The following is a 20,134-nucleotide window of genomic DNA, read 5'->3' as shown; positions in this document are numbered from 1 at the left end:
CCGCCTGCCTACACGTCGCAGACCTGCCACCGGTGTTTGCACATCCATCCCGACCCTGCGCAATCCTATCGCAGTGGTAAGTCGTTCAAGTGTGGGCACTGTGGATGGGAAGGGGATGCGGACTGGAATGGGGCCAACATGATTGCCAAACTTGGGGCTGTCGTAAACCAGCCTAGAGGTCCGTGGTTGGCTTGCCAACTGCAGGGCTACCGAAAGCCCGCCCTGTACTGCGAAGCAGTCAGGGCCGGGTAGTTTACGCGTTCCCCTTGGGCGGCGCTCCGTCGCCTATCGGGCATCGCCATCTGGCAAGCGGCATTCCTCTCTCGGCCATACGCTACAGCCCCAGCTCAAAGCCCGCATTGTGCGGAAAGGGCTGTGTCGAGAAATTCCCGGATCAGGGGCAGCACCTGTTCCCCATGCAAGGCAGGGATGGCGTGGCCGGCCCCGGCCAGGATCTTGAGCTGAGCCCCAGGGATCCCTTCGGCATAGGTTTGGCAGTGCCAGAGGGGAATGGTGTCGTCCTGTTCGGCGGCGATCACCAGGGTGGGGGCCTGAATGTAGTTGAGATAACGTTCAACCGTATCGACAGCAGCTTGTGGGCGCAGACGTTGTCGGAGAAATTGCCGAGCGACCGGCTGCTGACGCAGGGATCCCCGCAACCACAAGAGCTGGGCCAGCTTGTCTTCCCAATGCCACCAGCGGGCCAGCGGAGCGATCGCCCGCAACAGCCAATCCACCCAAGCGCTTTCCCAGAGCAAGGGCCGCAAATGGTTGTAGCGTCTCACAAAGCTGTCGTCGCGGATCCCGGCAGGAGCCAACAAGACCAATCCCCGCAGCGGATACCGCACGGCGTAAGCTGCCGCCACCCATCCCCCAAAGGAATGGCCCACCAAAACCGGAGCAGCTAGGCCCAGCGTTTGGACAAATCCGCGCACAAACTCCACTTCTGCAGCGATGTCGTAGTGCAAGGCCGGTTGGCCGGACTGCCCGAACCCCAGTAAATCCAAGGCAATGCAGCGATATTCGTCTCCCAACCCTTGCATCAGCGGCCACCAGTTGGCATGAGTGGCCATAAAGCCATGCAGAAACAGCAGTGGGATCCCTTTTCCCCAGTCTCGATAGGCAGCCCAGCAGGACTCTGCCCCTGCGATGTTCAACCCTTCCAATTTCACCCTGTGCAGCGGGATCTCTTGAACGCGGGCCTGTAACTCCGCCAAGCGCTGGGCCAGGGGGAGTCGTTCCAACAGCGTTTGCCTGGTCATCGGCTTGGGGTCAGTAGACACAGACAGATTCAGCAGATGCAGTTTCTTCCGGAGCAGCATTGGCTACAGCGAATGCACCTATACGGAAATATCTCTCGTATCTCTTTGAACAGGGATCCTGCTCAATCCACCGGAATCTACCTGGGATCCCATCAACTCGGAAAAGGCCGTAACGCATCGCAACTTAGCCGATCAACTGCAAATGGGGCGGGGGAGTTTTCAGCCAGTCTTGGCGGGTCAGCAGCCCTTGGAGGAAGCGGGTGGCTGCCTGCGATTGATAGCGCTCCGGGTTAAAAGCCAGCCAGAGGGTACGCCGTATCTGTAGCCCTTCCACCGCCAGCTTCCGGAACCGCCCCTGTTCCACATCGGATCCCACTGCCACCGTAGACAAAAAGGCCACCCCCAAACCCGCCTGGACAGCATTTTTGATTGCTTCAATCGAGCTGAGTTCCAGCCGCACGTTCAATTGGGCCGGGTTAATGCCGTGGCGGTTCAGCACCCGATCGATGGTTTGCCGAGTGGAAGACTGGGGATCCAAGGTGATGAAGGGCAAAGCCAGCAGATCCACAAGAGCCGGAGAGTCGATGGCACACCCGGGAGCACCGACCAACACATATTCATCTTCCGCCAGAGCCATCACCTTCAAGTGCCGCTGCAGCTCAAAGGGGATCTCCCCGCCAACAATGGCCACGTCCAACTGGCCGTCCACCAATTTCTGGGCAATTCGCCGCGTGGATTGCACCAAGAGCTGTACGGAAATTTGTGGATAGCGGCGGTGATATTGGGCGATCAAAGAAGGCATGACATAGGTGCCCACCGTTTGGCTGGCCCCCAGAACCAGATGCCCCCCCTCCATTTTCTGCAAATCCGCTAGGGCCTCGACGGCCTCACGGCACAGCTTGAGGATGCGCTCGCTGTACTGCAGCACCACTTTCCCGGCATCCGTCAGCTCCACCTTGCGCCCACTGCGGTCGAACAGCACCACCCCCAACTGTCGCTCCAGGTTCTGTACTTGCAAGCTGACGGCAGGCTGGGAGACAAACAGGCTATCGGCAGCACGGCGAAAGCTACCCTGCTGGGCAATTGCCCGCACAATGAGGAGCTGATCTAAGGTAAATGGCAACTCATCCGCCATAGGGAACTCCAAACCCCACAGTGGGATCCCTTACGTTTCCCTGAAAAGCTGGGCAGCCCGCGTTTGGAAACCCACACGAGATCATCATAAACAAGCGAGAAATCCCAAGAGAGCAGCTCAACCCTTTCCCGGCAGCTCGGCTCTGGGGGGTGACCAGCCAAGAGTGGAGAGGAGAGCTCAGAATCTTCGGGCTGTTTCTCTGCCATTCGGAGCAGCTATGCCCACAATACCTACCTGATACATTTACGCTGAACACTGCTGAACATCACTGTTCAACTATGCAGCGATAGCATTCTGTTTGTTTCCATTCGCGTTAGCGGGACGGAGTCCAAACAGAATGGCGGTATCCCGCAAAGCTTTGAGTAGAATACCCAAAGCGCAGTTTCCGTGTCGTCTTACTACCAATTTTCTGCTTTGCTTTGGCTACCATGTTGGCAGACTCGAAAGTAAACAGAAAGATCAACTGGTAGTAATCCGTACTGAACATATTATACATTATTTTCAGTATAGTTGAGCTTATTATTGACTAGAGTCATGCTCTCACCGACCGGCGGAAGATGGCTGTTGAGATTATTCTCAACAAACAGGCTGGCAATTCCAGCTCTGGGTTTGGCTTGGTCTCTAGCGAGGGCCGTAGGTTGTCCAATAGCCGCGTCCTTGTCTTTTGGCTGCATCGGCAGCTTCAGTAAGAATGGGGCCGTACTTCAAGCCATCGGTTTGTGGCGACAACAGGCCGTGCCCCAAAAACAGCATTTCCTGGTTGATGAGGGTGTTGGCTTGCCAAACGTAGGCAGGCAAGGTGGGAGCAGGGGCTAGGGCAGGATCCAACTCCAAAAACACCTCACGTCCCAGCAGAGCAGTCTGCAGATATTGGCCGGCATTGTAAACTGCCAGAGGGGTTTGTCCGCGCAACTCCGTCCAGTTGGGGTTGATCGGGTCAGGCAAGGGATCGATCCCAATCAGTTGCACCAGCCGCAAATCCAAATCCCCTTCAAGCTGAACAACCAGGGTGTTGTAGTTGACCACCCGAAACACGGTTGCACGTTTGAGGTCGCGCAGATCTGGACGCGCCATCACTGTTAAAGCCCAAGCGGGCAATGTCGAGAATATCAAAGGCAAGGCCAGAAAGCTGCCCAGCTTGATCAGGCTCCGTCCATTGGATACAAGCGAGGATCTGGAGCCGGGGGAAGTCGGAGCAGAACGCAGGGATTTTTGCAGCATGGACTTTAGCCGTTGCATGGCGGACTTGACAATAGGGATGGTTCGCATGCTTGACCTTTGGATCTCACACCGCCCTCACACCGCCGCCTACTGGGCTTCAACGCGGGATCCGGCTCACCTGCCGTCACTCTACAAAAAATTGGGGCAGATGGGTCAGGTCTGGAAAATCTCTCTCGATTTTTGTCTTGATTTTTAGATGTGCTACCCATCCGGTCAGCAGTTGTCAGCGCTGACAACCTGTGGTTGGTCATTTCGATTCAAACTGGGACACTGTACCCACACCTAAAACATGCATGAAACATGCATGGGGCCACAGGGCTTTTCTCAGCTGCCCAGGCGTCTCACCCTAAACTGAAGTGACTAAGTCCTTCCGAGCAGCAGGATTGTCTTTTGGTCTTCTCTCTTTGCGAAGGAAAGGGGGAGTGCTTGGAAACCTTTTCAATTCAGTTTGAAACAATTACAGTTGTCCAACTCTCAAATCTCTCAAAAGCGCAGCCCCTAGAGGGTAGCAGGGTTCTTTTCGACTGCTTCGGACAAGAGGGAGTTGACCAGCACGGTTACCAACCCCAGTCGATTGCCCGCCAAAATATCCGTCAACAGGCGGTCTCCCACCATAGCCACTGCTTCTACCGGCAAGCCCATCTGGGCTACGGCCCGCCGCAAGGCCCGCCGTGAGGGTTTCCCAGCGCGGTGAATGTAAGGCAGATCCAGGCTTTCTCCGATTTGTTGAATCCGGTTGCGATTGAGGTTGTTGCTCACCAGCCAAATTTGAAAGTGCGGACGCAACTGCTCCAGCCAAGCAGCCACAGCGGGATCCACCTCAACCTGTCGGCTCGGCACCAGTGTACCGTCTACGTCAAAGATGATGCCTTTTACCTGCCAGGCCCACAGGTCTTCTGCCCGCAACTTTAAGACAGTGCCGGCCACCACCAGATCCGGTTGCAGGAGCTTGAACCAAGGTTTGTGTACCATCCGCTCCTCGGCTAAGGACTGGGTTGAGGACTATGGTGGGATCCCTGGGCAGCTTGCCGACGCTCTTGAATAATTTGCAATTGGGCTGCCTCGTGCTCTGCTAGGGTTTTGCTGAAAACGTGGGTGCCATCGTAGCGGGCCACAAAGTAGAGATAGTCGGTTTGCTCAGGCTGCAAAACGGCTTTTAGGCTGGCCAAGCCCGGACTGGCGATGGGGCCGGGGGGCAAGCCCGGGTTGAGGTAGGTGTTGTAGGGAGAGGGGGTGCGCACCTCCGTAAGGGTGAGGCGGCGATCTGGGGTTTGCCGGATATTCAAGGCATACTCCAGCGTCGGATCGGCTCCCAGGGGGATCCCTTTCTTAAGCCGGTTCAGAAAGACACCTGCAATCAAAGCGCGTTCTTCCGGCACCACGGCCTCCCGCTCCACAATGCTGGCCAGGGTAACCCACTCGTGCAGAGACAGGGAAGTGGTGTGCTGGCGAAACAGGGGCAGGGCCACCGCGACAAATCGCTGCAGCATGGCGTCGACCACCATCTGGGCCTTTTCCCGATCCGGCAGGGATCCCTCCACCTGTTCGATGGGGAAAAGATAGGTGTCTGGGAACAGGTAGCCTTCTAGTGAGCTCAAGTTGGGGGGCAGCCAGTCGAGGGGGGGAATCACCCGGGTCACGGCAATGAAGGCATCGGCTGCCAGCCAGTTGCGCTGGGCCAGAGCCTCTGCCATTTGCTCGATGCGCCAACCCTCCGGGATGGTCAGACGTCTTTGCAGGATCCTTCCCTGCCGCAGTTGCTGGGCCACGGCCAGCATGTCCTGGTTGGGATCCAAAGCGTAGGTGCCCGCCTGAAACACCCAATCCCGTCCGAAGGTGCGGCTCCACAGCTCCCAAGCCAGAGCTGAGCGAATCACCCCTGCTTGGCGCAGTTTTTGCCCGATCAGACGGCTGCTGCTGCCCGGCTGGATTGTTACTTGGATCGGTTCTGGGCCGCCCACCGGCTGTAGCCAGGTCTGCCACTGCCAGTAGCCCAATCCCCCGACCAGAACCAACAGGAAAATCAAGCTCTGCAAAAGACGCCGACCCCAGCGTTCGCGTAAGCGTTGCGTAGCAACATGGGGTGACCTGGGTATAGCGCCTTGGGCAGCAGAGCATTTGGGCAAGACGGGATCCTTTTGGGCCGAATGCTGAACGTAAACTACCCGACACCAACCGCTAGGCGGTACGGAGCGGGCTTTTAGTAGCCCTGCAGTTAGCAAGCCAACCACGAGCCTCTGGGGTGGTTTACAGCACCCCCAATCGACCGTTACCAGTGCCTTAAACAACCGTTTCTGGTGTCCGCAGTATTGTTATAGCATTCCTCCCGACACCGACCCTACGGGTACAGTGCGGGGCTCCTGCAATTTCTAGCTGATCTGTCATTGCCTTTCCCTCCAAACGGCCTGAGCACACCCTTGAGCCAGGCTATCCTTCGGACTCAATCCTGGCTAGGGCGTCGCCGGACTCTCAAGGCCGATTTCCCCCCTAACTTGGGATCAACTCTCCTGGGCTGGGGATCCCGTTGTTCTCGACCGTCCGCTGTCCGATCCAAGTGCCGATGGGTTCTCCCTGCACCACTCGATAAATATTGCCAGGGGTAGTCAGGTCAAAGACCACGATGGGCAATTGATTTTCCTTGCAGAGGGCGATGGCGGTGCTGTCCATAACCCGCAGATCGCGGTTCAGCACATCCTGATAGCTGAGGACATCGTAGCGGCGGGCCTGAGGGTGAGTCTTGGGATCCGCATCGTAAACTCCGTCCACCTTGGTGGCTTTGAAAATCACCTCGGCATCGATCTCCGCCGCCCGCAAGGCCGCAGTGGTATCGGTGGTGAAGAAGGGGTTGCCAGATCCTGCCCCAAAAATCACCACCCGCCCCTTTTCCAGGTGACGAATGGCGCGGCGACGAATATAGGGCTCCGCCACCTCCTGCATGGCGATGGCCGTCTGCACCCGGGTGGGGATCCCGGCTCGCTCAATGGCATCCTGCAGGGTTAAGGCGTTGATGACGGTGGCCAGCATCCCTACGTAGTCGGCAGAAGCCTGATCCATCCCTTGGGCAGCCGCCTCTTTGCGCCCGCGCCAGATGTTACCCCCTCCCACCACAATCGCCACCTGCACACCGGCCCGCACCACCGAGGCCACTTCGCCGGCAATGGACTTCAAGACCTCGGGGTCGATCCCGTAGGGGCGCTCCCCCATCAGGGCTTCACCACTCAACTTCAGTAGAATCCGTCGATATTTCATGCTTATCCGCTCCGGCCCACCCCTGCATACGATAGCAGGTTTGTTGAACTAGCTCCGCTCACAGGATTGACCGACAGAGCATCTCGACAAAAACAACCTTACTGCTGTTCTTCGCCAGCGCTGGCCTCATTGTCGCGGGGGGCAGAACGGAAGCGGCGGCCATTGCGAGCACGACTTTTTTGGAACTGTTTGGCATATTCGCGGTTGCGCTCGGCTTTTTCCCGCTTCAGATTGCGTTTTTTGGCCATGCTGGTTTTCCTGACCGGTTGTCCGGACTCAAGTGAAGGTCCTCAGTTTGAAGTGTCAAAGTGAGGCGCTCTTAATCCTATCACGCTTTGCCGAGGCCATCCTGAAGCCCTCTGCTCAGCCGGCTATGGGCAGGGATCCCCACAACAAGACTAGGCCCATCACAACAAACCCCACGCCTGCCAGGGTTTTGATCCAGCGAGGTGGGATCAGGCGGGCCACCCAAGCTCCTGCCCACACCCCAATTAGGCTGGTGCTGATCAAAGCAGCAGCAGCGCCCAAAAAGATTACCCCAGCGTTTTGCGAGCGGGCACTGAGGAGCAGGGTCGCCAATTGGGTTTTATCGCCCATTTCGGCCAGCAGAATCGAGCCAAAGCTCACTAGGGCGGCCCGTCCGGCCATTTGCCGCAGCAAAAAAGACGGGGTTCGGCTGTCGTTGTCTTGGATCAACACGTTCCTCGGTTGTTCTCCACTCTGTCCTGCCGGGTTGGCATCGGCTGCTCAGGGAGGCTAGCCCTCTGGGAGCTTGTTCCCCCGCCACTCCTGCCATAATACATAGCCCCCGATCACCAGGAACCCTGCACCCGCCAACCATTGTAGCCAGCCTGGGGGAATGACTTGCCCCAGACCTTCTCCCAGCACCACGCTGAAAAAACTGGCGGTCACCAAGGCACCGGCGGAACCGAAAAAGATCGCCCAAGGAGATTGGGATTGGGCACTCATGAGCAAGGTTGCCAACTGGGTTTTGTCGCCCATTTCCGCCACAAACACGGTTAAAAAAGTAACAAGCCAGAGCTGCAGCGGGGATCCCTCTGGGAGATTGCCGTCGGAAGAGGGGGGGTTAGGGAGGGGCGGTGTCGTCGGAAGTCCAATCTCGGGGGCGGAAGACAAGGCCAAACTCTCCCCGGCAGGCTGGAAATCCACAGCGGATCCATCCCCGTAGAGATAGTGCTGCCCAACGGCCAAGAAGCCAAAACAGAGAGCCGAGGACAAGGCAATCAACCCCAAGCCCAGGGCCATTTGCCCCTGCCAAGAACGCGGCGCAGCCATGGCGTCAGATCCTAACCACCGACATGCAGCTTATCCTGTTTTCAGCCGCTTCTGGAGGAGACAAGGGCGCTAGAGTAAACGCTAGAGTAAAAGAATCAGGGGCGTTGGCCGAGCGGTTTAGGCAGCAAACTCATAATTTGCCTTACACAGGTTCGATCCCTGTACGCCCCATGGGGAGGATCCCTGCCGGACGAGGTTTCTGGGTTGAGGGCTGTTGACGCCCAGTTTCAAAGACGGGGGTTCAGCTCCGTGCGGGATCCCGTATCCCCAGAGCGAGGGATCCAACGCTCAGGCAAGGTGGCAGGGGATCCCCATTGGGACTGGAGCTGGCTGAGGAATTGTCCCTGCTGGGTGCGAAAGCCGACCAGATCGGATCCGCCATTCATCAGGGCAAACCAGATGTCCCCCTGCTCGGTTGGCAATACACCCGCCAAGGTGCTGACGCTCCTCAAGGTGCCCGACTTGGCAATTAGGATCCCTGGCAACAGACGCCGCTCCAACACTCCCACATCTTGGCCAACGACGGCAAAAGCATCGGCAAGAGAGAGCCCCTGCTCCTCCAGAAGAGACTGGATGGCTCGAAGCAAAGCTACATTGGCCCGCGGAGAAATGCGGTTTTCCACCCCCAACCCGGAACCATTGATCAGGTGTAGCTCTTCGGGCGGGATCCCGGCGATGGCCCGGGCGATTTGGGCCACCTGGTCAGCACCCCCTACCGCATCGGCCAACATCTCGGCCATGGAGTTGTTGCTGTAGAGGTTCATCAGCTTGACCAGGTGAATGAGGGGGGGGGACTCATGTCTGAGCAAAACCTGAGCGCCGGGCGGGATCTGCTGGGCAACCCGCACCGAACCCAAGATCTCCACCTGCGGTCTGGGTGTGCCGGGGGGTAAGGTTTGAAATTGGGCCTCCGCCTCTGGCGGCCAGCGCCGCGCATCCAGCCCCTGCCGCAACAGGGATCCCGATTGCGCCACATCCCGGGAAAAGTTCATGTAAAAGCGGCCCACCACCACCAGATCCCCGCGCACCTGGCGGATCCCATGAGCATTGAGCAGGTTGCCGACGGAGAAGGCTTCCTCCCAGACAAACAAGGGATCCTCCCCCCCCACCACCCAGAGATCCCCCTGCAGCACCCCGTCGGCTGTTGGCGAGCCGGTGGTCAGCCAAGGGGTTACAAAGCGATGTTGTGGGCCAAAGTGCTGCAAAGCGGCCAGTGTCGTTGCCACCTTGGTCAAAGAAGCTGCCGGCAAGGGTGTGGATCCCTGATGCTGTCCCAAAACAAGGATTCTGTCCCGCTGAGGCGAAGGATCCTCCATCTGCAGCCAAACCCCCTGAGCTGTGGGCGAAAACCCCCGACCGGCCAACTGAGCCAGATAAGTTTCCACCTGAGGTTGCAGGGATCCCTGCTCCGTCGCCTGGGAATGGGGAGACAAACCCAGCAACAGAATTGCCGCCGAGAACAGTCCAACCCAGCTCGAAACCAGCCGCCTACCGGGCCAGCCCCACAGATGTCGTTCGTGCCGTGGCGTCAGCGTTGCGGAGCAACAGTGTTGTGTAGCACCATGGGGTGCCGCAGGCATAGCACTTTTCACGGAAAACACCCTCTAAACATCCCGGCAACCGAGGGGGCATCAGCTCGTCAATTCCCAGCCACCCTCTTCCACAGGCTCTACATCGATGGTGCCGGGGGGTGTTTGCCGATAAAAACGTCCGTCTGCAACAAACAGCGGCTCTCCACAATTGGGGCAAAAGAAATGGCTGCCCTCAATGGCTTGCGATTCTGACCCACACACCGGGCAGCGATCGGTGGTAATCCAGCGGCGCGCCCACCAGCGAAAGGCCAGGAGCACCAACACCGGCAAGGACAGCAAAAACAGCAACAGAGCCACCAATCCAGTGACCAGCCACCCCAGCCCGACACTGGTCAGCAAAGCTGCCAACGCCAGGGATCCCAGCCAGAACCCCCAGCCACCCAGAGAAATGGAATAGGTTTTGGGCTGCTCAAACCGCATTTTCGTTTTCCTTCCCCGATCACTACGCTCGCTAACGCCGTCAGGATGCCGCGGGCCTTTTCTTGAGTATGTTAGCCTAGGCGCGCCCGAACACCAGAAACAGTCCGCCACATGGCTCTGCTCTGTAGGCTAGCTCATCCCGGATGGATGAGGGATTGGGTTTCCCGCACCCTTCCCGAGGCTCTCCCGGCAGCCCATGCGCCTCAGTTGCGTCCCTGTTCTATTGGGCCTGAACTGAGCCTGAACGATGTCTTCAGCAACCAAGTCGGGTGGTGTCGTCATAAATGAAGTTATTATCAATTACAGAACTTATTGACTGTTACGGCGACGTTGCCCAACAGCGGAGGGGCGGCATCATGGTCTACACCGAAGAGGCGTTCAAGGCAGAGCTCAATGCCAAAGGCTGGCGAGCCACTCGGCAGCGGGAGATCATCCTGCAAACGTTTCAAAACTTGCCTGAGGGCACGCATCTGAGCGCGGAGGAGTTGCACAAAAAGTTGCGGGAAGAAGGCCACAACATTAGCCTTTCCACCATTTACCGCACCGTCAAGCTGATGTCCCGCATGGGCATTTTGCGAGAACTGGAACTGACCGAAGGGCACAAACATTACGAGATCAACCAGCCGGCCCCCCACCACCACCACCATCTGGTGTGCGTCAAGACCAATAAGGTGATCGAGTTCAAAAACAACGCCATTCTTAACATCACCCAGAAGGTGGCAGAAAAGTACGGTTTCAAAGTGTTGGATTGCCAGCTCACCATTATTGGTATCAGCCCAGAAGGGCAGCGCTCGATTTTGTAGCCAAAAATTCCCAAAGCTCAGGTTCTCATGCTTTCCCAGAAGGGGAACTGTACTGGGCTGGTAGGAGGATGGGGATCCCGTCAACGGGAGGAAATGCCAGAATAGCTCCCGTGAGGCCAATCGGCAGTCGGCAACCGAGGCAACAGTTGAATGGTTGATGAATAGTTGATCTTCTTCACCCCACTAGATCCGGGAGAGGGCCATGAACGAACAGGAAGTGGTGCAGTGGCTGGAGCAGGCGCTGGCCAATCCCCACCTTAGATTACAGGCCAAAGCCCAACCGCTCCGGGACAGCCCCAAGGCTTATGCCCTTGTCATTATGATCAACCGTCCTGCCGGCCTTGCTCTCAACTATGAGGAGTTGACGGCCTGGTTCCAAAAGGCAATCCCCACTCGTTACCCCCAAGTCAAACGGTTGGCCCTCTACAGCCGCCCCATGGGCCAGCAGGCTGCCGACTGGAAAACTCAGGTGAGGCTGGATCCGGAGCCGACAACGACCAGATGGGATCCCGGGATGGAGTTCTCAGAGAGTCCGGATCTAAGCCGCTACTGCTTTGTCAGCAATCGCCAGTTGCTTACTGCCGACCTTCCTCAGCCGCCTGGTTTGCTCCGCCAGGCGGTTTTGGGTTTTCACAGCCTCACTTCTGGGCAAAAGCAGGAGGTTCTGCCCCTCCTGCCCACCTTGTTTCGCAATCCCAGCACCGTCTCGACGGTGATGCTGTCGGTGGAGGCAGCCCTGTGGCTGGAGCCTCTGAAAAGCCTGAATCCTCACGAGCTGCGTCTATTGAGCGTTTGGCTGAGCCGCTATTGCTTCAACCCCAGCCGCACCCTAGCGGAATTGGATCCCGCCACCTCAGGTCTCAAAACCGGACAAACCAAGCGCAGCTACCGCGCCCCTCAGGTGGGGGTTTCGCTAATGTTGGCCAGCTTTGCCGGCAACCTGACGGCGGCCTCAGGTGTGACCCTGAGCCTGCTGTTCGGTATGGTGTTTGTGCTTTTCCTGACCGTCTTGGGCAGCTTAGAGGGGGGATTCTCTCTGGGCTCTTTCATCTTCGCCATTCTGCTCACCCTCGCCTTCAATGCCCTGATCTTCTTTTTGTCCCCTTGGCTGATGGACTGGATCCAGCACAGCCTCTATGGCACCGAGTGGGTAAGCTTGGCGGAAATTGGGCGTCGCAGCCCAGAGAGTGCAGAGGTGATTCAACGGGTTTGCCGCCAGTACAAGCTGAAGCAGCCGAAGCTGGGGCTGATCCGCGACCAAAACCCCACTGCTTTTACCTACGGCAGCCTGCCGGACACGGCCCGCATCGTCGTCAGCGAAGGGTTGTTCACCTACTTGGAAGATGAGGAGGTGGCTACAGTTTACGCCCACGAGCTGGGGCATGTGATCCACTGGGATTTCGCCGTCATGACCCTGGCTTCCACGTTGGTGCAGATTCTCTACCTTCTTTACGTCTACATGCGGGATGCGCGCGACAACGGCAAAAGAGGCAGCCTCCGCTCCCTGGCCTTGGTCGCCTACTTTTTCTATGTGGCCGGCTCCTACTTGTTGCTGTATCTGTCGCGGGTGCGGGAGTACTTTGCCGACCACTTTGCTGCCGAAACCACCGGCAACCCCAATGGGCTCTCGCGGGCTTTGGTGAAAATTGCCTACGGCATTGTGCAAGAGGGAGAGCGGGAACAGGATGAGGAAACCCGACAGCGCAGTGCTCGCCTGCTGGAAGGAACGCGGGCTTTGGGGATCTACGATGCCAAGGCGGCGGTGATGGCAGGGACGGCCTACCGGGTTGCCTCGGATCCCGGCCAGGTGGGCAGGGTATTTTTGTGGGATCTGTTTAACCCTTGGGCCTGGTGGATGGAGCTGAACTCCACCCATCCCCTCACGGGCAAACGGGTACGGGCGCTGAGCACCTATGCGGAGCAACTGGATCTGCCGGTGGAGTTCGATATGGCCAGCGTGGTTGCCCAGGGCAAGCAGCTCAACCGGCAACAGCTCTACGGGAACTTTCTGCTGGATATACTGCTGTTGAACGCCGAGTGGCTGGGGGCGATTGTGGGGGCGCTGCTCGGGATCCCAGCCTTGCAGGTGGGCTTCTATGAAATGTTTGCCGGGCTGACCCTGATGGGGGTGGGCTTGGGCCTGCTGCTGAAGATGACGGTGATGTACCCCAGTCTGGAAAACCCGCCGGCGTTGACCGTGCTGAAGGCGATGAGCAATCCCTACGCCAGCCCCTTGCGCGGGTTGCCGATGCAGTTGGAGGGGCGGGTGATCGGGCGGGGGGATCCGGGCTATCGCTTCGGCTCCGATCTCAAGTTCCAGGATGAGACAGGGATGATCTTCCTGCGCTATGCTTCCCGCTTTGGGCCGCTGGGCAACTTCCTGTTTGGAGCGCGCCAGGCAGGGGGGGTAATCGGCCAAGAGGGATCCGCGGTGGGGTGGTTCCGACGGGGGGTGGCCCCTTACCTGGATCTGGCCCGCTTTCAAAGCCGCCATGGCCAGCTCATCACCAGCTACCATCCCTTCTGGCAGGCTATGTGGGCTGTGCTGTTGTTAGTGGTTGCCCTGCTGGTGATGCTGTTCTAGAGGATCGCGATCCTCAGCAGCGAAGAGCTCGCCTAGGCCATTGGGATTGGCTACTTTTGCCCACCGTTAACCCGGGCGTAGTCGTCGCTGAAGCGGACAATGTCGTCTTCGCCCAAGTACTGGCCGTTTTGCACCTCGATAATCACCAGAGGGATGACGCCAGGGTTCTCCAGGCGATGCTTGGTGCAAGGGGGCACGTAGGTGGATTGGTTGGCCGTGATGAGCTTTTCTTCATCTCCGCAGGTGACCTTGGCGGTGCCGGCAACGACGATCCAGTGTTCGCTGCGATGGTAGTGCAACTGCAGGCTGAGGCGATGCTTGGGCAAAACCACGATCCGCTTGATTTTGTAGCCAGGGCCCTCTTCCAGCACTGTAAAGCTCCCCCAAGGCCGACTTTCAGCATTGCTCTCGATCAGCTTGTTGAGGGTTTCGGCAGAGAGGGAAGGCGAAGGTTTTTCCGGTGAGGCCAGATTGGCATTGGGGGTTTCCAGCATGGGATGCTCTCCTTGGGAGGCCTACCTGTAGCTTATCTCAACAACCAACTCGAAGTCTGTTTGTTTATCTTTAGAACCACCAACAGATCGGCTTCAGCTCCTGGGGATCCCCAGCCGGTTCAGGTTTGGTGGGGTAGTGGTTAAAATCCTGTGGAATCATGAAAAAGATTTCTGCTCTGCAAAAAGGCCACTTCCCCATGCGTTCTTCCTCTTCTGTCCCTTCTTACCCGGTTCACATCCATGACCGCCAACGGGACACTCACTATCTAATCCAGGTGCCGGCGGATCAATACATTTTGGCCAGCGCCGAGGCCCAAGGGATCCAACTGCCCTTTGCCTGTCGCAACGGCGCCTGTACCACCTGTGCGGTGCGGGTACGGCGGGGATCCCTGTATCAGCCGGAGGCAATGGGCATCTCGCGGGAGCTGAAGGAGCAGGGGTATGGGCTGCTGTGCGTGGGCTATGCCCGCTCGGAGCTGTGGGTAGAAACCCAGGATGAGGATGAGGTGTACGAGCTGCAATTTGGGCGCTACTTCGGCCAGGGGCAGGTCAGGCCAGGGATCCCCATCGAGGATGAGTGATGTCTTCTTCGGCACCGGTTTCATCTCAACAACTGTCGCCGGATCCCTTGCCCTCTCAACCGCGGGGCTGGCTGCTGGCAGCAGCGGCGCTGATCCCGGTGAATCTAGCCCCCAGCTTGCTGTTGGCTTTGGTGGGAACGATTCAGGGTTATACCCGCTGCGGTGGCCGGATCCTGCGGGATCCTCTATTTGGACTGGCGGCTCTCCTGAGCCTGGCTGCGGTGGGAGTGGCCTTTTGGGGGGAGGATTGGCGACTGAGCCTGCCGGGGATGTTCAACTACTGGCCTTTTTTGTTGATGCTGCCGGCCTTTGCCGATGCGCTGGCCTCTCGCGGTAGCGGGACGGAGTTCCATCCTGTAGGCCGTCGGCGTTTGGCCCAGATGTTGGTGTTGGGCAGCGGGCTGATGCTGCTTTTGGGTTGGGGAGAAGTGCTGTGGGAATGGCAGGGGCACTTCTTCTTGGGGCCGGTTTGGATCACGGGGGTTGCCGGGGGAGAGCGACCGGCGGCAGCTTTTACTTCCCCCAATATCCTGGCCATCTACCTGGTGATCCACCTGTGTTTGGCGGCAGGGCTGTGGCTGGATCGAGCCGATAGAGACTGGCCACAGGCAGTAGGGCTGGGAGCTGTGCTGGGGCTGGGATCCCTCTTGTTGCTGCTGACAGCCTCTCGCAACGGCTGGGGAGTGGGGGGGCTGGCGCTGATGATGGGGCTGGCCCTGCGGCGCTGTTGGTGGGGGATCGGGATCTTGGTCGGCATAGGGTTGGCTGGTTTGGCTGCTGCTTGGGATTGGCCGGGCTGGCGGGCCGTAGTGCCCCGATTGATTTGGAGCCGTCTGGCAGACACCTTCGATCCCCAGGCGCTCCATTTTAGTTCCACCGCTAACCGTCTGGATGCCTGGCACTTTGCCCTGCAGATGGCGCGAGAGCGGCCTTTGACGGGCTGGGGCTGGCAGAGCTTTGCCGCCCTTTATAATGCTCAGGAGCCGCCGGAGCTGCTGGGCCATTGCCACAATCTGTACCTACACCTGGCAGCCGAGGGTGGGATCCCGCTGTTGCTGGGCCATCTGATCCTGTGGGGCTGGATTTTGGCGCGGGGATGGCATGCTTGGCGGCGCTCTCAAGAAAGTGTCCTGCTGGGGATGCTGCTGGCCTTGACGGCGTTTTTTGCCTCAGGGCTTTTGGATGTGGTGATGTTGGATGGCCGCATCCACCTGTTGGTAACCTTGCTGTTGGGGGCAGTTTGGGGAGCCAGCCTCGAGCAGCGCTCGACAAAGGGCCAATGCAACCAAGATCTGGGATAGCTTTCCCAAGGGGGTCACGGTTGAATGCCCCACCATGGGCGTCGGCGCTGCCTGGCAATAGGGAATGACTCTTGACCTAGCAGTAAATCCAAAATCCATGGGTTCCCACCCGTAGGAAATCCTTGTGGTGAACCTGTACCGAGATGTGTTGTGGCCTCTGCTTTTTTCTGGGCTGAGAGCCGACCCGGAAGCGGTCAAGATGGGCCTGCTGCGCGCCTTGCATTGGATCGATGCCACCCAGGCCACCGGGATCCTATCGGCTCTGGAGCGACTGTTTTGCTACCGGGATCCCCGGCTAGCGGTGTCGCTGTGGGGCCTTACCTTTCCCAATCCCCTTGGATTGGCTGCGGGCTTCGACAAAGATGGCCTGGCTCTGGGCGTCTGGCCCAGCCTAGGATTTGGTTTTGTAGAGGTGGGCACCATCACTCCTCAGCCCCAACCGGGCAACCCCAAACCTCGCCTGTTTCAACTGCCCCAAGATCGCGCCGCCCTCAACCGCATGGGCTTTAACAACCAAGGGGCGGCGGCTCTGGCGGAACGGTTGCGCCGGCTACAGCAACGTCCCATCCCCATTGGAATTAACCTGGGCAAAGCCAAAATCACCCCTCTGGAAGAAGCGGCTGCCGATTACCTGGCCAGCTTCCGGCTGCTCCAGGATCTGGGGGACTACTTTGTGGTCAACGTCAGCTCCCCCAACACGCCGGGGCTGCGATCCCTGCAGGCTGCTGAGCAACTGGAGCCCATCCTATCTGCCTTACAGCGGGAAAATCAGAAGCGAAAACCCCTCCTGGTGAAGATCGCCCCCGATCTGGACTGGCCCGACATCGACAGCATCCTGGAGCTGGCCCAAGACCATCAACTGGCCGGGATCGTGGCCACCAACACCACCCTCCGCCGCGATAACCTGAAAACCCGTTTCCTGCCTGGCCGCGGGATCCCCTTCGCACCAGCGGAGTCTAGGCCAATCCTTGCAGAAGCCGGCGGGATCAGCGGTGCCCCCTTGCGGGAGCGTTCCACCCAAGTCATCCGCTACATCCACCGCTCCACCCAAGGAAAATTGCCCATCATCGGAGTGGGGGGCATCTTCACCTTGGCCGACGCCTTGGAGAAACTGGAAGCGGGAGCCAGCCTGCTGCAGGTCTACACCGGCTGGGTTTACGAAGGGCCGGGTATGGTGCCGCAATTGCTCCGAGGCCTAGCCCGCTCTTCTCCCCCCAGCCCTGATGTTACACTTCCCCCAGAGAATACCCCTGTGGGTCAGATCCAGGCGTAAGATCGTTAGGGATCCCTGAGGAAGCTTGCCGGTGAACCTGCTGCAACACCTCTTCAAAACCCCCCATCCGGTCATTGGGGTGGTTCATTTGTTGCCGCTGCCCACCTCACCCCGTTGGGGGGGGGACTTGGAATGGGTGATCGCTCAGGCAGAACAGGCAGCTACTGCCCTGGCTGCAGGAGGGGTAGACGGGATCCTTGTCGAGAACTTTTACGATGCCCCCTTTGCCAAGGATCGGGTGGACGCAGCGGTGGTCAGCGCCATGACCGTCATCGTCCAGCGGCTGAAAACCCTGGTCTCGCTGCCGGTTGGGATCAATGTCTTGCGCAACGATGGCTGCAGTGCTCTGGCAATTGCCGCCTGCGTGGGGGCGCAGTTCATCCGGGTGAATGTGCTCTGCGGGGCGATGGTGACCGACCAAGGCATTATCGAGGGGAATGCCTACCGCCTGCTGCGCTATCGCCGGGAGCTGGGGGCTAATATCAAGATTTTCGCCGATGTGCTGGTGAAACACGCTCAACCCCTAAGTCCCATCAGCCTGGATGCGGCTATTACCGACACGGTGGAGCGCGGCCTGGCCGATGCCATCATCCTTTCCGGTTGGGCCACCGGCAAGCCACCCCTTCTGGAGGAGCTGGAGCTGGCCCGCAAAGTTGCTCCTCAGGTGCCGCTGCTCATCGGCTCGGGGGCTACTGCTGAAAACATCGGCAGCCTGATCCGGCGGGCAGATGGAGTAATTGTGGCCAGTTCTCTGAAGCGGTCTTCCCGTTCCGCAGGCATGCCGGCAGGCTATTCGGATCCCTTTCCCATGATCGACCCGATTCGGGTGCGGCAGTTTGTGGAAGCACTGCACCTTGCGCTCCGTGAGCGGGCCTCCAACCATGCTTGTCTGGCCGCTCCCGGCTCTGGTTCCAACTAGCCGTTGGCGCTAGGATTGGGATCTGGCTGCAATGGAGCGCTCCTCTTTAGACTATGTCATCAGACTATGTCGTCCCTTGATCTGGAGGGCTTGGATTCTGTATACCACCCTTCTGGTTCGGCTCTTGGGCCTGCAGAAGAAGCCTTTTGGAGCTCTGTTCCGGCTCGCACCCCCCGCATTTGGGTTGTTGATGATGACCCAGTGGTTCGTTGCTACATTATCAATGTTCTCAAAGGCTCTCAGTACTACGTGGAAAGCTGGGAAAGCGCCCGAGCAGCTTGGGATCCCTTGCAAAGCTTGGAAGAGAGCGAGTGGCCCGACATGGTGATCTGCGACTGGGTCATGCCTGAGATGTCGGGGGTAGAGTTCTGTTGCCGTCTCAAGGGATCCGCAGCAGGGCAGTTCGTCTATTTCATTTTGCTCACGTCCCGTTCTGAAGTTGAGGCTCGGGTAGAGGGGCTGGATGCGGGGGCGGATGAATTCATCACCAAGCCGGTCGATCCCGAGGAGCTGCGGGCGCGGGTGCGGGCAGGGTTACGTCTCCAGCGGCTCACCCAAGCTTTGGCCCAGGCCAACCGGCAATTGCGAGCCCGCAATGAGTTGTTGGAGTCTTTGTCTTTGACGGATCCCTTGACCGGGGCGTTGAACCGGCGAGCTCTGGATCAGGCGCTGCCCCATTTGCTCAAGCAGGTGGGGCCCCGCGGGGAGGCTCGCTACCGCTATCTCTGCCTGCTGATGATGGATGTGGATCATTTCAAGCAGGTCAACGACAGCTACGGCCACTACATTGGCGACTGTGTGCTGCAGGCCATCGTCGGGCGGCTGCAAAATCAACTGCGGCCCTCCAGCCTGCTCTACCGCTATGGTGGGGAAGAATTTGTTTGCGTTACGCCCGGGCTTAGCCCCCCCCGCTGCGGTCGCTACGCAGAGTCTCTGCGGCAGGCTATCGCCAAACGGCCCATTGACATCTCCCCCAAGCGCAGCCTGCCTGTTACCATCAGCATCGGTGGGATCGTGCTCAGCGAAGACTACTGCCCAGAACCGGAAACCGCCTTGCAGCAGGCGGATAGCGCGCTCTACCAGGCCAAGCAGGCAGGGCGCAACCGAGTTCACATCCTCATCCCGACTCCAGGGGTTTATCTGCCCTCTTCCAGCGGATAGCCAGAGGCCACCGCCAAGGCTTCCAGAGAGCGAACGCCTGTGTAGGTGCGGCCATTGATGATCCAGGTGGGATAGCTGGTGATCCCCGCTTCTGTGCATTCTTGAGCTTGGGGAGTGCCGGGGCCGTTGGGGGAGCACTCCACGTAGGGCACTTGGTCGAAAGCTGCCCCGAACAGCTCTTTCTGATCTTGACAATGGGGGCACCAATAGGCCCCGTACATGGTGCCGCCGATCTGCCGCAGGTGGGCTGCTAACCCTACCGCCAGGGGGCTAGGCGGGGGAACTTGGTTGGCGTACACCCCAATCGTGGTCACCAATGTGAGAAAGGCCACCAGAATGTAGCTGAAGGCCAGCTTGCCCCCATCCAGCCAGCGGTGGCCCAGCACGGTCACCAGCCCCAGCCCCGCCACCAAGATGATCGCGGTGGTGCAGTACATGCAGAATTGCCGTAGCACTGCCACCATCAGGTAAAGCATGTACATCTCAAAGGCGGTCATGGCGGAAACCAAGCCAAACAGGGCCGGCCAGCGCCACCGCTTCACCAATGGGAGCCCATCCGGCAGCACCGCCAGCGCCAAGACTCCCAGAAACCCCAGCAGGCCAACAGCCGCTGTCGGGATCCCCAAAAACTCTGCCCAACGGCTGGAGAGCACCAGGTCACACCCTCCATCCCCAGTGCAGAAGGCGGCGGGCTGCTCCGTCAGCTTGGTGTAGGTGAGATAGGCCGTCAACAGGGATCCCAGGCCGGCCAGGATCGCCAAGATCAGACGGGAATGGCGCTGCAGCCAGGTCTCTTCTTGGGCTTTGAGTTTGAGATAAGAAGCCATGGCGTTTCAGGGGTTT

General features: G+C 58.9%; 21 protein-coding genes and 1 tRNA gene. 9 read left to right on the top strand and 13 right to left on the bottom strand.

Annotated elements, in window-relative coordinates; genetic code table 11:
• The coding region (locus ACVWZJ_RS11980) for a zinc ribbon domain-containing protein (RefSeq protein WP_457396177.1) at positions 1-252 on the top strand (252 nt) is incomplete at its 5' end.
• A 95-nt stretch (positions 253-347) separates the two neighbouring features.
• Here ACVWZJ_RS11980 and ACVWZJ_RS11975 read toward each other — a convergent pair.
• The 9 genes from ACVWZJ_RS11975 to ACVWZJ_RS11935 form a co-directional block, all read right to left on the bottom strand.
• Positions 348-1,262, bottom strand: coding sequence for an alpha/beta fold hydrolase (locus tag ACVWZJ_RS11975; RefSeq protein WP_414523187.1), 915 nt, complete (start codon positions 1,260-1,262; stop codon positions 348-350).
• 184 nt (positions 1,263-1,446) lie between these two features.
• Positions 1,447-2,397 (bottom strand): LysR substrate-binding domain-containing protein, encoded by a 951-nt coding sequence (locus tag ACVWZJ_RS11970; protein ID WP_011433865.1) that lies wholly within the window; start codon positions 2,395-2,397, stop codon positions 1,447-1,449.
• A gap of 621 nt (positions 2,398-3,018) precedes the next feature.
• Positions 3,019-3,666, bottom strand: coding sequence for a thermonuclease family protein (locus ACVWZJ_RS11965; protein ID WP_011433864.1), 648 nt, complete (start codon positions 3,664-3,666; stop codon positions 3,019-3,021).
• Positions 3,667-4,116: 450 nt separating this feature from the next.
• The gene (locus ACVWZJ_RS11960; RefSeq protein ID WP_011433863.1) at positions 4,117-4,590 is read right to left on the bottom strand and encodes a YqeG family HAD IIIA-type phosphatase; all 474 of its coding nucleotides are present in this window, start codon (positions 4,588-4,590) and stop codon (positions 4,117-4,119) included.
• An 11-nt stretch (positions 4,591-4,601) separates the two neighbouring features.
• Entirely contained in the window at positions 4,602-5,645 is a 1,044-nt protein-coding gene (gene mltG / locus ACVWZJ_RS11955; protein WP_457396174.1) for an endolytic transglycosylase MltG, read from the bottom strand.
• Between the two features lie 460 nt (positions 5,646-6,105).
• Complete coding sequence (gene pyrH, locus ACVWZJ_RS11950; RefSeq protein ID WP_011433861.1) at positions 6,106-6,867, bottom strand: UMP kinase; 762 nt, start codon at positions 6,865-6,867, stop codon at positions 6,106-6,108.
• Positions 6,868-6,965: 98 nt separating this feature from the next.
• Entirely contained in the window at positions 6,966-7,115 is a 150-nt protein-coding gene (locus ACVWZJ_RS11945; protein ID WP_011433860.1) for a hypothetical protein, read from the bottom strand.
• Positions 7,116-7,230: 115 nt separating this feature from the next.
• Entirely contained in the window at positions 7,231-7,566 is a 336-nt protein-coding gene (locus ACVWZJ_RS11940; RefSeq protein WP_011433859.1) for a TMEM165/GDT1 family protein, read from the bottom strand.
• A gap of 57 nt (positions 7,567-7,623) precedes the next feature.
• Complete coding sequence (locus ACVWZJ_RS11935) at positions 7,624-8,163, bottom strand: TMEM165/GDT1 family protein (RefSeq protein ID WP_148202759.1); 540 nt, start codon at positions 8,161-8,163, stop codon at positions 7,624-7,626.
• A 98-nt stretch (positions 8,164-8,261) separates the two neighbouring features.
• Between ACVWZJ_RS11935 and ACVWZJ_RS11930 the strand changes: the two genes are divergently transcribed.
• Positions 8,262-8,334 (top strand) — tRNA-Ile (locus tag ACVWZJ_RS11930).
• 56 nt (positions 8,335-8,390) lie between these two features.
• Here ACVWZJ_RS11930 and ACVWZJ_RS11925 read toward each other — a convergent pair.
• Both ACVWZJ_RS11925 and ACVWZJ_RS11920 read right to left on the bottom strand, forming a co-directional pair.
• A complete protein-coding gene (locus ACVWZJ_RS11925) occupies positions 8,391-9,596 on the bottom strand; it encodes a D-alanyl-D-alanine carboxypeptidase (protein ID WP_457396172.1) in 1,206 nt (401 codons plus the stop codon).
• Positions 9,597-9,794: 198 nt separating this feature from the next.
• Entirely contained in the window at positions 9,795-10,175 is a 381-nt protein-coding gene (locus tag ACVWZJ_RS11920; protein WP_011433856.1) for a hypothetical protein, read from the bottom strand.
• 356 nt (positions 10,176-10,531) lie between these two features.
• Between ACVWZJ_RS11920 and ACVWZJ_RS11915 the strand changes: the two genes are divergently transcribed.
• Together ACVWZJ_RS11915 and ACVWZJ_RS11910 are read left to right on the top strand one after the other, a co-directional pair.
• Positions 10,532-10,978 (top strand): Fur family transcriptional regulator, encoded by a 447-nt coding sequence (locus ACVWZJ_RS11915; protein WP_011433855.1) that lies wholly within the window; start codon positions 10,532-10,534, stop codon positions 10,976-10,978.
• 202 nt (positions 10,979-11,180) lie between these two features.
• Entirely contained in the window at positions 11,181-13,562 is a 2,382-nt protein-coding gene (locus ACVWZJ_RS11910; protein WP_011433854.1) for a M48 family metalloprotease, read from the top strand.
• A gap of 50 nt (positions 13,563-13,612) precedes the next feature.
• Here ACVWZJ_RS11910 and ACVWZJ_RS11905 read toward each other — a convergent pair whose 3' ends face one another.
• Positions 13,613-14,056, bottom strand: coding sequence for a phosphomannose isomerase type II C-terminal cupin domain (locus tag ACVWZJ_RS11905; protein ID WP_011433853.1), 444 nt, complete (start codon positions 14,054-14,056; stop codon positions 13,613-13,615).
• Between the two features lie 197 nt (positions 14,057-14,253).
• Between ACVWZJ_RS11905 and ACVWZJ_RS11900 the strand changes: the two genes are divergently transcribed.
• The 5 genes from ACVWZJ_RS11900 (at position 14,254) to ACVWZJ_RS11880 (ending at position 19,291) form a co-directional block, all read left to right on the top strand.
• Complete coding sequence (locus ACVWZJ_RS11900; RefSeq protein WP_011433852.1) at positions 14,254-14,637, top strand: 2Fe-2S iron-sulfur cluster-binding protein; 384 nt, start codon at positions 14,254-14,256, stop codon at positions 14,635-14,637.
• Complete coding sequence (locus ACVWZJ_RS11895; protein ID WP_011433851.1) at positions 14,637-15,938, top strand: O-antigen ligase family protein; 1,302 nt, start codon at positions 14,637-14,639, stop codon at positions 15,936-15,938. Before ACVWZJ_RS11900 ends, ACVWZJ_RS11895 begins: the two co-directional genes overlap by 1 nt.
• A gap of 127 nt (positions 15,939-16,065) precedes the next feature.
• Positions 16,066-17,211 (top strand): quinone-dependent dihydroorotate dehydrogenase, encoded by a 1,146-nt coding sequence (locus ACVWZJ_RS11890; protein ID WP_011433850.1) that lies wholly within the window; start codon positions 16,066-16,068, stop codon positions 17,209-17,211.
• Between the two features lie 31 nt (positions 17,212-17,242).
• Entirely contained in the window at positions 17,243-18,130 is an 888-nt protein-coding gene (gene btpA / locus ACVWZJ_RS11885; RefSeq protein ID WP_011433849.1) for a photosystem I biogenesis protein BtpA, read from the top strand.
• Positions 18,131-18,220: 90 nt separating this feature from the next.
• Positions 18,221-19,291 (top strand): GGDEF domain-containing response regulator, encoded by a 1,071-nt coding sequence (locus ACVWZJ_RS11880; RefSeq protein ID WP_457396169.1) that lies wholly within the window; start codon positions 18,221-18,223, stop codon positions 19,289-19,291.
• Here the strand turns inward: ACVWZJ_RS11880 and ACVWZJ_RS11875 are convergent.
• Positions 19,267-20,118 carry a vitamin K epoxide reductase family protein gene (locus ACVWZJ_RS11875; protein WP_011433847.1) on the bottom strand — a complete coding sequence of 284 codons (852 nt, stop codon included), beginning with the start codon at positions 20,116-20,118 and terminating at the stop codon, positions 19,267-19,269. The genes ACVWZJ_RS11880 and ACVWZJ_RS11875 overlap by 25 nt on opposite strands.
• Positions 20,119-20,134: the final 16 nt, after the last annotated feature.

Source organism: Thermostichus sp. OS-CIW-29 (genome assembly GCF_054058195.1).
The sequence above is the reverse complement of the archived record's forward strand: the minus strand, read 5'-3'. Positions and strand labels throughout refer to the sequence as shown.